14 protein-coding genes are annotated in these 13089 nt (G+C 52.7%); all 14 read left to right on the forward strand.

Annotated features, from left to right (window positions below; translation table 11 throughout):
- The first annotated feature begins 6 nt into the window (after window positions 1–6).
- The 14 genes from FEF65_RS04210 to FEF65_RS04275 all read left to right on the forward strand — a co-directional run bounded on the left by FEF65_RS04210 (window position 7) and on the right by FEF65_RS04275 (window position 12967).
- Window positions 7–591, forward strand: coding sequence for an NADH-quinone oxidoreductase subunit J (locus tag FEF65_RS04210; protein ID WP_138238540.1), 585 nt, complete (start codon window positions 7–9; stop codon window positions 589–591).
- A gap of 1 nt (window position 592) precedes the next feature.
- A complete protein-coding gene (nuoK, locus tag FEF65_RS04215; RefSeq protein WP_138238541.1) occupies window positions 593–898 on the forward strand; it encodes an NADH-quinone oxidoreductase subunit NuoK in 306 nt (101 codons plus the stop codon).
- Between the two features lie 14 nt (window positions 899–912).
- Window positions 913–2904 (forward strand): NADH-quinone oxidoreductase subunit L, encoded by a 1992-nt coding sequence (gene nuoL / locus FEF65_RS04220; protein WP_238701173.1) that lies wholly within the window; start codon window positions 913–915, stop codon window positions 2902–2904.
- 14 nt (window positions 2905–2918) lie between these two features.
- A complete protein-coding gene (locus FEF65_RS04225) occupies window positions 2919–4496 on the forward strand; it encodes an NADH-quinone oxidoreductase subunit M (protein WP_138238542.1) in 1578 nt (525 codons plus the stop codon).
- A gap of 26 nt (window positions 4497–4522) precedes the next feature.
- Window positions 4523–5986: an NADH-quinone oxidoreductase subunit N gene (locus tag FEF65_RS04230; RefSeq protein ID WP_138238543.1), complete on the forward strand. Its 1464-nt coding sequence runs from the start codon at window positions 4523–4525 to the stop codon at window positions 5984–5986.
- Window positions 5987–6106: 120 nt separating this feature from the next.
- The gene (locus FEF65_RS04235) at window positions 6107–6472 is read left to right on the forward strand and encodes an ATP synthase subunit I (RefSeq protein ID WP_138238544.1); all 366 of its coding nucleotides are present in this window, start codon (window positions 6107–6109) and stop codon (window positions 6470–6472) included.
- A 10-nt stretch (window positions 6473–6482) separates the two neighbouring features.
- A complete protein-coding gene (gene atpB, locus FEF65_RS04240; RefSeq protein ID WP_138238545.1) occupies window positions 6483–7352 on the forward strand; it encodes a F0F1 ATP synthase subunit A in 870 nt (289 codons plus the stop codon).
- Between the two features lie 32 nt (window positions 7353–7384).
- A complete protein-coding gene (gene atpE / locus FEF65_RS04245) occupies window positions 7385–7639 on the forward strand; it encodes a F0F1 ATP synthase subunit C (RefSeq protein WP_138238546.1) in 255 nt (84 codons plus the stop codon).
- A gap of 39 nt (window positions 7640–7678) precedes the next feature.
- On the forward strand, window positions 7679–8161 hold the full coding sequence (atpF, locus tag FEF65_RS04250; RefSeq protein WP_138238547.1) for a F0F1 ATP synthase subunit B: 483 nt from the start codon (window positions 7679–7681) through the stop codon (window positions 8159–8161).
- Window positions 8158–8679, forward strand: a complete 522-nt coding sequence (locus tag FEF65_RS04255; RefSeq protein ID WP_138238548.1) for a F0F1 ATP synthase subunit delta — start codon at window positions 8158–8160, stop codon at window positions 8677–8679. The genes atpF and FEF65_RS04255 overlap by 4 nt, the downstream gene beginning before the upstream one ends.
- 42 nt (window positions 8680–8721) lie before the next feature.
- Window positions 8722–10263 (forward strand): F0F1 ATP synthase subunit alpha, encoded by a 1542-nt coding sequence (gene atpA, locus FEF65_RS04260; RefSeq protein ID WP_138238549.1) that lies wholly within the window; start codon window positions 8722–8724, stop codon window positions 10261–10263.
- Window positions 10264–10273: 10 nt separating this feature from the next.
- A complete protein-coding gene (gene atpG, locus FEF65_RS04265) occupies window positions 10274–11131 on the forward strand; it encodes a F0F1 ATP synthase subunit gamma (RefSeq protein WP_138238550.1) in 858 nt (285 codons plus the stop codon).
- Between the two features lie 31 nt (window positions 11132–11162).
- On the forward strand, window positions 11163–12551 hold the full coding sequence (atpD, locus tag FEF65_RS04270; protein ID WP_138238551.1) for a F0F1 ATP synthase subunit beta: 1389 nt from the start codon (window positions 11163–11165) through the stop codon (window positions 12549–12551).
- On the forward strand, window positions 12551–12967 hold the full coding sequence (locus FEF65_RS04275) for a F0F1 ATP synthase subunit epsilon (protein WP_138238552.1): 417 nt from the start codon (window positions 12551–12553) through the stop codon (window positions 12965–12967). The genes atpD and FEF65_RS04275 overlap by 1 nt, the downstream gene beginning before the upstream one ends.
- The last annotated feature ends 122 nt before the right edge of the window (window positions 12968–13089 follow it).

Here is a 13089-nt window from a genome sequence, read left to right on the forward strand (position 1 = left end):
GGGGAAATGCTCGAAACTGTATTTTTTGATCTGTTTGCTGGCCTGTCGGTGATTGCCGGCATGGGCGTTGTGCTGGCGCGCAATACCATGCATTCAGTCATGTTTCTTATTTTCTGCTTTTTCAATGCGGCAGGACTTTTCTTCATGCTCGATGCCGAGTTCCTGGGTGTGATCATGATCCTGATTTACGTCGGTGCGGTCATGGTGCTGTTTACCTTCGTGGTCATGATGCTGGAAATCAATACGGCCCGTCTGCGTGAAGGGTTCCTGCAGTACCTGCCGGTCGGTGGTCTGATTGCCATTGTGCTGATGATTGAGTTTATCGGTGCAGCCAGCTCGGGTGTATTTACTTCGGGGGCCATGGCGACCGCGGAGCATCTGCCACAGCAGGTGAACAATACCGTCGAGATCGGCCAGATTCTTTATACCAAATATCTGCTGGGCTTTGAAATTGCCGCAATTGTGCTGCTGGTTGCACTCGTGGGTGCTGTCGTGCTGACGCTGCGTACCCGTAAGGATGCCAAGTATCAGAAGATTGCTGCGCAGGTGAATGTTCGCAAGGAAGATCGTATGCGTAAGGTAAGGATGTAACATGATCGGGTTATCGGACTATCTGATAGTGGCCGCGGCACTGTTTTCACTCGGTGTGATCGGTCTTTTTCTTAATCGAAAGAATGTGATTAATATCCTCATGTGCATCGAACTGATGCTCTTGGCTGTCAATATCAATATGGTGGCGTTCTCTCACTACCTGAATGATCTGGCGGGTCAGATCTTTGTCTTCTTCGTTTTGACGGTGGCTGCTTCCGAGGTGGCAGTGGGACTGGCAATTCTGGTGGCGTTCTACAGAACCCGCCGTTCTGTCGGCACTGAAGACATTAACTCGCTGCAAGGTTAAGGGGAGGGGGAGTCGTGCAAGAGACCGCATCGTTGCTGAATACAACCGAATTGCTGGCGATCCCGGCGCTGCCTTTACTGGCAGCACTTATCGTTGGCATGTTTGGCTGGGCGCTTAAGGAAAAGTTGTCCCATACCATCACCACTGGCTGTGTCACACTGTCAGCCATCCTGTCCATTCACGTATTTACCCAGGTGCTTGCCGGTGCAAGCTTCTACGGCAACTTCTGGAGCTGGATGGTTTCCGGGAATTTTGTCGTGCCTGTCGGTATGATGATCGATCAGCTGACAGCGATCATGATGGTCACCGTGACCGTGGTTTCTGCCTGTGTGCATCTCTACACCATTGGTTATATGCACGGTGATCCGGGCTACAGCCGCTTTTTCTCATACATCTCCGGCTTTACCTTTTCGATGCTGGTGCTGGTGATGGGCAACAACTTCTTCACCCTGTTCTTCGGCTGGGAGGCTGTGGGTCTTGTCTCCTACCTGCTGATCGGATTCTGGTTCAAGCGTGAAAGTGCCAATTTCGCCGCTCTCAAGGCTTTTATTGTCAACCGTGTAGGCGATTTCGGTTTTGCCGTCGGTATTCTGGCGATCTGGTATTATTTCGGCAGTGTCGATTACCGGACCGTTTTCGAGATGGTGCCTGCGTTTGTTGAAAAGGGGCTGACACTCGGTTTCATGGACTGGCATGTCGGTGCACTGACCTTTATCTGTCTGGCACTGTTTGTCGGTGCGATGGGCAAGTCCGGCCAGGTGCCGCTGCATGTCTGGCTGCCGGACTCCATGGAGGGTCCAACCCCTATTTCCGCACTGATCCATGCCGCAACGATGGTGACGGCAGGCGTGTTCATGGTTGCTCGCTGCTCGCCGATGTTTGAATACTCGGAGACGGCGCTGGCGGCAGTGACGCTGGTGGGTGCGATCACTGCCTGGATGTGTGCGACCATTGGTCTGGTGCAGACCGACATCAAGCGCGTGATTGCCTACTCCACCTGTTCGCAGCTCGGTTATATGTTCGTGGCCTGTGGTGTCTCGGCCTACTCGGTGGGCATCTTCCATCTGATGACGCACGCCTTCTTCAAGGCGCTGCTGTTCCTTGCTGCAGGCTCCGTGATTCATGCGGTGATGGCTGAGCAGGATATCCGCAAGATGGGCCAGCTGAGAAAGTATATGCCGATCACCTACATCACCATGCTGATTGCCGCGCTGGCACTGGCCGGTGTGCCTCCTTTCGCCGGCTTCTGGTCGAAAGATCTGATTATTGAGGCGACGATGATTCGTGAGATGGGCTGGGTGGGTGGCTTCGCCTCATTTGCAGTGCTGACGGCGGTCTTTATGACGGCGTTCTACACCTTCCGCATGTTCTTCCTTACCTTCCACAACTCCGACCGTGTACCGGCCAAGACCAAATCGCATCTGCATGAGTCACCAAAGGTGATCACCATTCCGCTGATGATTCTGGCCTTCGGTGCCCTGGCTGCGGGTGCATGGGGTGTGCTGGTGCTCGATATTGCCAACCCTGAAGTGGCAAGCGGTTACTTTGGTACGTCACTGTTCGTGCTGGATGCACATAATCCTCTGATGATGATTGCAGAAGAGGGGCATCACGGCTGGTATCAGTTCCTGTTCAGTGCGCCGTTCTGGCTGGCCATTGGCGGCATTGCCCTGGCCTATGTCATGTACTACCGCGAGACATCTCTTCCCGGGCAGTTGTCCGCGGCCTTCAAGCCGGTTTATACCTTCCTGCTTAACAAGTGGTACTGGGATGAGCTGTATGAGCGTCTGTTCATGCGGCCTGCCCAGTGCGCTGGTACGTTGCTGTGGCAGAAGGCTGACCTCGCCATCATTGATCGCGGTGTCATTCATGGCGGTATCGTTGATTCCATTAAATCGGGTGCTGCGCGGATGCGCGAAATGCAGACAGGTTTTGTCTATCACTATGCCTTTGCCATGGTGGCGGGCGTGTTTGGTCTGCTGACCTACCTGTTGTTGAGCGCGTAAGGGGAGATAGGGGAATGGATTTGAACAACGTTCTGGATTTTCCGATTCTGTCGCTGAGCATTTTTCTGCCGACAATCGGTGCGCTGATTATCTGGCTGTTTGTGCGCGGCGACAATGCTGTCCGCTGGGCCACGCTTGCTGTATCGGTGCTGACCTTTATTGTGACCCTGCCGCTGGCTCTGTCATTCGACACGTCGACAGCACATATGCAGTTTGAAGAGTTTCACCCCTGGATCTCCGCATTCAATGTGAACTACCAGCTGGGGGTCGATGGCATCTCGATGCCATTTATTATTCTGACGAGTCTGCTGACTGTGATCTGTATTGTTTCTGCATGGCAGTGCATTCAGACGCGCGTAAAAGAGTACATGCTGTCATTCCTGATTCTGGAGACCACCCTGATCGGTGTTTTCTCGGCTCTGGATGCCATCCTGTTCTACTTCTTCTGGGAAGCGATGCTGATTCCAATGTACCTGATTATTGGTATCTGGGGCGGCAAGAATCGCGTCTATGCGACCATCAAGTTCTTCCTGTATACGCTGGCTGGTTCTGTGTTGATGCTGGTGGCAGTGCTGGCGATGTACTTCAAGGCCGGCCATACCTTCAGTCTGCTGGCATTCATGGATTACCCGTTTGATTTCACCTGGCAGTTCTGGATCTGGATTGCCTTCTTTATCGCTTTTGCGGTGAAGGTTCCGATGTGGCCGGTGCACACCTGGTTGCCAGATGCACATACCGAAGCCCCGACGGCAGGCTCGGTGATTCTTGCCGGTATTCTGTTGAAGATGGGTGCTTACGGTTTCCTGCGTTTCTCGCTGCCCATGCTGCCGGACGCATCCCAGTATTTCGTTCCGTTTGTCGTGATGCTGAGTCTGATTGCCATTGTATACATCTCGCTGGTAGCCATGATGCAGACAGACCTCAAGCGCCTGATTGCCTACTCATCCATTGCGCATATGGGCTTTGTGACGCTGGGTGCGTTCATGTTTACCCAGGTTGCCATGGAGGGTGCGCTTTTTGGTATGATCAGCCATGGCTTCGTGGCCGCGGCGCTGTTCCTCTGCGTGGGTGTGATGTATGACCGTCTTCATACCCGCGAAATTTCTGCCTACGGCGGTGTGGCCAATGTGATGCCTGTATTTGCGGCGGTGGTTGTGCTCTTTGCCATGGCCAATGTGGCACTGCCCGGTGCCTCATCGTTCGTTGCCGAGATTATGGTGCTGATTGGTACCTTCGATACCTCTGCAGTGGCTCAGGCGCATCTGCCAGTCTCAATGAAGTGGGTTGCCATCGTAGCCACCATCAGTGTCGTGCTCTCAGCCTGCTATACGTTGTGGATGGTCAAGCGCGTCATCTTCGGTGATGTGGACAAGGCATCGGTGGCATCGATGAAAGATATGAACAAGCGTGAATTCGGATATTTTATTCCACTGATTCTGCTTGTGATCTGGCTTGGTCTGTATCCGGCACCGGTTCTTGATGTGATGCATGCATCAGTGACCAATCTGGTCACCCAGGCAGTAACGAGTAAACTGGATGCAGCGGCAGCGCTGGCGCAGGCAGCGCCAATGGCTGAAGCTGTACACCATTAATCGGTTGAAGGAGCGGAATAACTAAAATGGCAAATGTAACCTTTCCATTTCCTTTTCCCGAGCATCTGTCATCACTGATGCCCGAGATGTTCGTGGCGGTGATTGCAATGGCACTGCTGCTGCTGGATCTCTTCATCCCGCGTGAGAAGAAGTGCATCACCGCCTATATTGCAATTGCGACTGCCTCAGTTGCGGCGCTGCTTTGTGTATCGGTGAATCCGGCAGAGCCGCTGGTTGGCTTCTATGGATTTTTTGTGCTCGATCAGTTTGCGGTCTTTGCCAAGGTGTTGATTTGCCTTGCTACCGCACTTGCGATGGTGCTTTCGGTTCAGTACATGAAAGATCTTGAAAATGTTGGTGAATATTATGTGCTGATGTTGTTTGCCATGCTTGGCATGATGCTGATGTCGTCGGCCAACAACTTCATTGTGATGTACCTTGGTCTTGAGCTTATGGCACTGTGTATCTATGTGCTGGTCGGCTATCAGCGCGATATCCTTCGCTCCAATGAGGCAGCGCTGAAGTACTTTATTCTTGGTGCGCTGTCGTCGTGCATGCTGCTGTATGGTGTGACGTTCCTGTATGGTGTCACCGGCAGTTTTGATTTTGTGACGATCGGCAAGGGGCTGGCTGATGCGGGATCGTCATCGCATACAGCTGTCATGCTGGGTCTGGTATTTATTATTGCCGGCCTGGCCTTCAAGGTTTCGATGGCACCATTTCATATGTGGACACCTGACGCCTATGAGGGCGCACCAACCCCTGTAACAGCATTCATGTCGGTTGCGCCTAAGGTGGCCGGTTTCGTGATTTTTATTCGAATTCTGGATCAGGCGATGCCTGCACTGCAGCACGAATACACGATGATCCTGTCTGCGATTGCTGTGCTGACGATGGCGGTCGGTAACCTCGCTGCGATCGCGCAACGTAACATCAAGCGTATGCTTGCATACTCGACCGTCGGCCATGTCGGCTTTGTCATGCTTGGCCTGATTGCGGCAAACGACGATGGCTATGCGGGTATTCTGGTTTACATGAGCATCTATCTGTTCATGACGATGGGGGCTTTTGCCATTATCATTATCATGCAACGCGAGGGTATTCAGGGCGAGTTGCTGGATGATTTTTCCGGCCTGTCAAAAGCCCGTCCCGGCTATGCACTTGCCATGGGTTTGATGCTCTTTTCGCTTGCCGGTATTCCGTTTCTTGGTGGTTTCTGGGCAAAGTACGCAGTATTTATTGCTGCAGTTGAGGCTGGCCATGTTTACCTTGTCCTCTACGCATTGCTGTTCTCGGCGGTTGGTGCCTTTTATTACATCCGCCTGGTAAAATATATCTATTTTGATGATGCCCGTGTGCAGTTCAACTTCAGTGAAAGTCGGTTGATGCAGTTGACGGTTGTGCTAATGGCGATTGCCGTTGTTGCACTGGGTGTATATCCGGATCCATTGATGGATCTATGCAAGAGTGCAGTTGCTGCAATGATTTAATCATGTTTGATTGTAGCGCTTGAATGGGGAGTGGGTTGCTGCTATCATGCGGCCGGCTCGTGGGGGAGTGGTTTCTCGCTTGGTCTGGAGTGACAGGTACATGCATGGGGCATCATTGTGATGAATGACTACATGGCATTGTGCCGTTACCAGCTCTCTGCAGGTATGATTCTGATGGTGGTTTTTGCAGTTGCAGGCAATTACCTGGCCGGGTTTTCGTGTCTGTTTGGATCGATGTTAATGGCTTCCGGTTCGTGGGAGCTTGCCAGGAGGCTGGCATCATCCGCTGCCAGTGTTAGTGCAGATGATCTTCAGGGATCATTGTACCGGGGTGCAGTTGTCCGGTTTGTTCTGATACTGGTCGGGCTTGCTGTCGGTTTTCTGCTTGGTCTCGATTTGCCGGCAGTGGCGGGTGGCATGTTTGCTGCACAGGTACTATTTTATTTTGCCTCGTTGAAGATGTATCGGGACGACGCAAGGGATTAAGGAGAACAGCTTGGCTGAACAATCGCACAGCGGCGGAATCGCAGAGCATCTGCAATACTGGTCGTATTCATTCGATGATAGCAACCCGTTTATGCAGATCCACCTGGACACAATGTTGTTAACCCTTTTTATTGCTACCGGCATGATTGTTTTTGCTCTCTGGCTGCGTGGCAAGCTTGTTGCCGGTACTCCGACCGGAGTGCAGAACTTTATGGAGTCGGTTATCGACTTTATTAACCAGACGGTTAAGGATAACTTTCCTGTTTACAACCCGCTGGTCGCGCCTCTGGCAATGACGATTTTTGTTTTTATTCTGCTGTGTAACTCGCTGGATATTCTCCCTGCCTATCTGATGCATCATGTTGCAGGTGCTTTTGGCCTGCATACCTTCCGCCAAGTGCCAACCAACGATCTGAACCTCCCTGCTGCGATGGCTGTGTCGGTGTTCCTGCTGGTGCTCTATTATGAGTTCAAGCTGAAGCCGGGTCATTTTGTCAAGGAGCTTCTGCTGCAGCCGTTTGCTTCGCTGCTGCTGGATTCGAAGAATCCTGTGGTCAAGCTCATTGGTGTGCTTCTTATTCCTCTGAATCTGACGCTGAAGCTGATCGAGGAGCTTGCCAAGCCTCTGTCGCTCTCGTTCCGACTTTTCGGCAATATGTTTGCCGGTGAAGTTATCTTTCTTCTGATTGCCTCCTTGCTGCTGTCTGACAGCTTCAGTGATATCGCCAGTGCAGGTGGTATCGTCAGCGAAGGTATGGGGCTGCTCGTAGGTCTTGGCTGGTCGCTGTTCCATATGTTCATCGGTCTGCTTCAGGCGTTTATTTTCATGATTCTTTCGGTTGTGTATCTGTCTATCGCACATCAGCCGGCAGAGCATTAAAAACTTTATAACATAGCATAGGAGTATAACAAATGGATCCACATACAATCATCACCGCGGCTTCGGCCATCTCTGTAGGTGTCATTCTGGCTGCTGCCGGTCTGGGCTCTGCAATCGGTTGGGGCCTTATCTGCTCCAAGACCCTGGAAGGTATCGCTCGTCAGCCTGAAATGCGTCCGCAGCTTATGTTCAACATGTTCATCTTTGCCGGTCTGATGGAATCTTTCCCGTTCATTATCATGGCATTCGCACTGTGGTTCCTGTTCGCCAATCCGTTCCTTGCTTAAGGAATTAGTTGCGTCGAATAAAATTAGTGGGGAATTCTCATGAGTATTGATCTTACATTTATCGCCCAGATTATCGTCTTCATTCTGATGGTTCGTGTTCTTTGGAAGCTGCTTTATGCTCCATTGAATGATGCCATGGAAGCTCGCACCAAGAAGATCGAGACCGGGCTGGCCGCTGCCGAAGCAGGGGTTGAGGCAAAGGCAAGGGCTGAGGCTGAAATCGCTGCCAAGCTGGCTGAGGCGAAAGCCAAGGCACAGGAAATCATTGCGGCTGCGGAAAAGCGTTCTGCTGAGATCAAAGAGGATGCCCTTAACAAGTCTCGTAATGAAGCAGAGCAGATTCTTGATAATGCTCGTGAAGAGGTTCATGCGGAGCTTGAGCGTGCTCGTCAGTCTCTGCGGGCTGAGGTTGCCAGCATCGCGATGCTTGCTGCTGAGCGTATTGTTGAAGCTGAGCTTGATGCCAAGCGTCATGCCAAGATTATCGATGCAATCGTTCAGGAAGGGCTGGGCGCGGCATGAGCACACAGCCAATTTCCCGTCGCTATGCCTGTGCGCTGTTTGATCTGATCCAGGAAGGAACAGATCTGGCGAGCGGGCTGGCAAATGCCGCTCAGGCAGCGTCTGTGGAAGAAGTGCGCAAGGTGCTTATTTCACCAAGTGTCTCTGCTGAATCGAAGGCTGTGATTATCGATAAGGTCTGTGGTGGCTTGTCACCGGAGATCAAGCGTCTGGTCGGACTGCTTTGCCAGCGTGGAAAGGCGCAGCTTCTGCCTGAAATCAATGCAATGGTTGAGCAGATGGTTCGTGAGAGCGAGTCCGAGATCGTTGCTACCGTTACATCTGCATGCAAGCTTGATGCAGATTCAGAAAAGAAAATTGCGGCAGCTCTCACCAGGAGTTCAGGGCGCAATGTCAAGGTTGAAGTGGATGTTGATGCCTCCCTGCTCGGGGGCGTTATTATCCGGATCGGCGATCGTCAGATCGATCATTCGGTTAAAACCCGCCTGGACAATATGCGCAGGGCTATCGTCGGCTGAGCCGTTGACAGTACATAAGTACACAGAATACAGAGGTTGAATATGAAACTGGACACAACAGAAATCAGTTCGATTATCAAGGAACAGATTAAGGGCTTTGAGAACGCTGCAGCTGACGCAAACGTCGGTACGATCGTAACGGTCGGTGACGGTGTTGCACTGATTCACGGTCTGTCCGGCGCGATGGCCGGCGAGCTCCTCGATTTTCCAGGCGGCACACGTGGTATCGTGCTGAACCTTGAAGAAGACAGCGTGGGTGCGGTCATCTTCGGCGAATACAGGCAGCTGAGCGAAGGCGACCAGGTGAAGTGCACCGGCCGCATCTTCGAAGTTCCTGTTGGTCCTGAGCTTAAGGGTCGTGTGGTCAATCCACTCGGCGAGCCGATCGATGGCAAGGGCCCGATCAACACCACCGAGACCGACATGGTTGAAAAGGTTGCTCCGGGCGTGATCTGGCGTAAGAGCGTCGATCAGCCACTGGCTACCGGCATCAAGGCTATTGACGCAATGATTCCTGTTGGTCGCGGACAGCGTGAGCTGATCATTGGTGACCGTCAGACCGGTAAAACAGCGATTGCCCTGGATACCATCATCAACCAGAAAGATACCGGCGTTACCTGTATCTATGTTGCTGTGGGCCAGAAGGCATCCAGCGTTGCCAACGTTGTTCGTACACTGAAAGAGCATGGCGCACTGGATCATACCATTATCGTGAGCGCCAGCGCTTCCGAGTCTGCTGCTCTTCAGTATCTTGCTCCTTACTCAGGCTGCACCATGGGCGAATATTTCCGCGACCGCGGTGAAGATGCGCTGATCGTGTATGATGACCTGACCAAGCAGGCCTGGGCATACCGTCAGGTATCTCTGATTCTTCGTCGTCCTCCAGGTCGTGAAGCATATCCTGGTGACGTATTCTACCTGCACTCCCGCCTGCTTGAGCGTGCTTCGCGCGTCAATGAGGAGTTCGTCAAGGAGTTCACCGGTGGCAAGGTGGAAGGCAAGACTGGTTCCCTGACTGCACTGCCAATCATTGAGACTCAGGAAGGCGACGTTTCTGCATTCGTTCCGACCAACGTCATCTCCATTACCGATGGCCAGATCTTCCTTGAGACCGGTCTGTTCAACTCCGGCCAGCGTCCGGCTGTTAACGTAGGTCTGTCTGTATCCCGTGTGGGCGGCGCTGCCCAGACCAAGGCTGTAAAGAAAGTGGGTGGCGGTCTTCGTCTGGATCTCGCCCAGTATCGCGAACTGGCAGCATTCGCCCAGTTTGCCTCCGATCTGGATCCGGCCACCCGTAAGCAGATCGAGCGCGGCAAGCGTGGTATGGAAGCGCTGAAGCAGGCTGAGAATGCACCGCTGAGCATTGCCGAGATTACGGCTGTATTGCATGCTCTGAATGATGGCGATCTCGATGATGTTGCTGCCAATCGTGTTGTCGCATTTGAGAAGTCTTACCTTGCTTATCTGAACTCAAGCCACAGCTCGCTGATGGCAGAGCTGAATGAGAAGAAAGCACTGAGTGATCAGATTGTCGAGGGTCTGAAGAAAGCCATGGCTGACTTCAAGGCCACCGGCACCTACTAAGGAGTCTGATGTGGCTTCAGCCAAGGAAATACGCGGGCAGATCAAGGCTATCCAGAATACTGCCAAGATTACCAAGGCAATGGAGATGGTTGCCGCAAGTAAGATGCGCAAGGCACAGGATCGCGTGACTGCTGGTCGCGCCTATGCTGAAGGCATCAAGCGCGTTGTAGCGAACCTGATGCAGGCTCACCCCGAGTATCAGCACCCGTTCGTTGTGAAACGTGATGTGGTCAAGCGGATCGGTGTGATTCTGGTGACAACAGATAAAGGCCTGTGCGGCGGCTTGAACTCCAATGCACAGCGTCTCGCTCTGAACACTGTAAAGAAAGCCGGTGTCGAGGTTGAGGCATACACCATCGGACGTCGTGGCGGTCAGTTCATGCGCAAGGTCGTCAATGACCTGCAGGCCAGTCAGCAGGACGTTCCTGATGCAGCCGAGATCGCTGATATTCTTGGTGTTGTTTCCGTTGCTATGGATCGTTATGCCAACGGTCATGTTGATGAAGTTCGCCTGATCTTCAGCGAATTCGTCAATACCATGAGCCAGGTTCCAACGAACATTCAGCTGTTGCCGTGTGCTGATTCCATTGAAGTCAGTCATCCGGGTTACTGGGACTACCTTTATGAGCCGGACAGCAGGGACGTGCTTGACGGACTGCTGCGCCGCTACGTTGAGTCGCTCGTATTTCATGCGGTTCTTGAAAACAAGGCATGCGAGCATTCGGCACGTATGGTTGCGATGAAGAGCGCTACTGACAATGCCAAGGGTATTGTCAAGGATTTGAAGATTACATACAACAAGGCCCGTCAGGCCGGCATCACGCAGGAAATCGCAGAGATTTGCTCCGGTGCCGCTGCGTCAGCCTGATAGTTTGATTTAGAATAGAGAGGTCGTAACGATGAGTGGAATCATAGTACAGGTGATTGGCCCGGTTGTGGATGTGCGTTTCGAGTCCGGCAAGCTGCCGAAAATCTATAACGCATTGACCATTGCTGAAGCAAATCTGACGATGGAAACCCAGCAGCATATTGGCAATAACACGGTTCGTGCTGTCGCCATGGGTTCAACCGATGGTCTGAAGCGCGGCATGGCAGTTGAAGATACTGGTGATGCAATCAAGGTTCCGGTTGGTCAGGCTACACTTGGCCGTATTATGAACGTACTTGGTGAAGGCATCGATTTCGGTGGTTCAGTTGTTCCTTCCGAAGAGCGCTGGTCCATTCACCGTGATGCACCTCGCTTTGAAGAGCTGGCTCCTGCTTCTGAAATTCTTGAGACCGGCATCAAGGTGATTGATCTGATGGCTCCTATCGCCAAGGGCGGTAAGGTTGGTCTGTTCGGCGGCGCCGGTGTGGGCAAGACCGTGAACATGATGGAGCTGATCAACAACATCGCCAAGGCTCACGGTGGTTTCTCCGTGTTTGCCGGTGTGGGCGAGCGTACCCGTGAAGGTAATGACTTCTACTATGAAATGAAGGAGTCCAACGTTCTCGACAAGGTTGCGCTGGTATATGGCCAGATGAACGAGCCACCAGGAAACCGTCTGCGTGTAGCTCTGACCGGTCTGACCATGGCAGAGTATTTCCGTGACGAGGGTCGTGATGTTCTGATCTTCATCGATAACATCTACCGTTACTCTCTTGCCGGTGTTGAGGTTTCCGCACTGCTTGGCCGTATGCCATCAGCAGTGGGTTATCAGCCAACGCTGGCAGAAGAAATGGGCAAGCTGCAGGAGCGTATTGCTTCTACCAAGACCGGTTCCATCACCTCCGTTCAGGCTGTATACGTACCTGCGGACGATCTTACCGATCCGGCGCCGGCAACCACCTTCGCGCATCTTGACTCAACCATCGTATTGAGCCGCCAGATTGCAGAGCTGGGTATTTACCCTGCTGTGGATCCGCTGGACTCAACCTCTCGTCAGCTGGACCCGAAGGTTGTCGGCATTGAGCACTACGATGTTGCGATTGGCGTACAGAAGACTCTTCAGCGCTATAAGGAACTGCAGGACATCATTGCAATTCTGGGTATGGACGAGTTGTCAGATGATGACAAGCTGCTGGTCTCCCGTGCACGTAAGATCCAGCGTTTCCTCTCCCAGCCTTTCCATGTGGCTGAGGTATTCACCGGTGCACCTGGTGTATATGCCAAGCGTGATGAAACCATCAAGGGCTTCAAGGGCATTCTGGCAGGCGAGTATGATCACCTTCCGGAGCAGGCGTTCTACATGGTTGGCGGCATTGCTGAAGCAGTTGCCAAGGCCGAGAAGATGCAGGCACGTTCGTAATGTCTGCCTCGATGAACGTTCTGGTTGCTACCGCGGAGCGTGAAGTTTATCGCGGCAAGTGCACCTTTCTGGTTGCACCTGGCGTGGCAGGCGAACTTGGCATTATGCCAAAGCACTCTCCGCTGATTGCACAGCTCTGTGCTGGCGAGCTGCGCATTACCAAGGGTGTAGATGAGGTGGATGAGGTGTTTGTTTCAGGCGGCTTCGTTGAGGTTCAGCCTGATATGATCACCGTGTTGGCTGATTCTGCCGAACGTGCCTCTGATGTGGATGAGGCTCAGGCGGTTGAAGCGCAGCGCAAGGCTCGTGAACTGGTTGAAAGCAAGGATGGTGAAACCGATCTTGCCCGGGCTGAAGCCGAGCTTGCTATCACCGTTGCCCGTCTTGACTGGCTCAAAAAGAAAAAGAAACACTGATTCTGTTTCAGGATCAAAAATCAAAAAAAGGGCCGCACTTGTGCGGCCCTTTTTTATTTTAGCCCGAGCGGGATGAGCTGGCGCTTGAAGCGCTTCCGTTGTGTGGTCAGAATCGAATCCGG

Origin of the sequence: Mariprofundus erugo, assembly GCF_005818865.1 — a bacterium.
Lineage (GTDB): Bacteria > Pseudomonadota > Zetaproteobacteria > Mariprofundales > Mariprofundaceae > Mariprofundus > Mariprofundus erugo.

Coding starts and splice junctions, on each gene's coding strand:
- atpE (WP_138238546.1), top strand. CDS start 7,385: ATGGATCCACATACAATCATCACCGCGGCTTCGGCCATCTCTGTAGGT.
- atpD (WP_138238551.1), top strand. CDS start 11,163: ATGAGTGGAATCATAGTACAGGTGATTGGCCCGGTTGTGGATGTGCGT.
- FEF65_RS04225 (WP_138238542.1), top strand. CDS start 2,919: ATGGATTTGAACAACGTTCTGGATTTTCCGATTCTGTCGCTGAGCATT.
- FEF65_RS04255 (WP_138238548.1), top strand. CDS start 8,158: ATGAGCACACAGCCAATTTCCCGTCGCTATGCCTGTGCGCTGTTTGAT.
- FEF65_RS04210 (WP_138238540.1), top strand. CDS start 7: ATGCTCGAAACTGTATTTTTTGATCTGTTTGCTGGCCTGTCGGTGATT.
- atpA (WP_138238549.1), top strand. CDS start 8,722: ATGAAACTGGACACAACAGAAATCAGTTCGATTATCAAGGAACAGATT.
- atpF (WP_138238547.1), top strand. CDS start 7,679: ATGAGTATTGATCTTACATTTATCGCCCAGATTATCGTCTTCATTCTG.
- FEF65_RS04235 (WP_138238544.1), top strand. CDS start 6,107: ATGAATGACTACATGGCATTGTGCCGTTACCAGCTCTCTGCAGGTATG.
- FEF65_RS04230 (WP_138238543.1), top strand. CDS start 4,523: ATGGCAAATGTAACCTTTCCATTTCCTTTTCCCGAGCATCTGTCATCA.
- FEF65_RS04275 (WP_138238552.1), top strand. CDS start 12,551: ATGTCTGCCTCGATGAACGTTCTGGTTGCTACCGCGGAGCGTGAAGTT.
- nuoK (WP_138238541.1), top strand. CDS start 593: ATGATCGGGTTATCGGACTATCTGATAGTGGCCGCGGCACTGTTTTCA.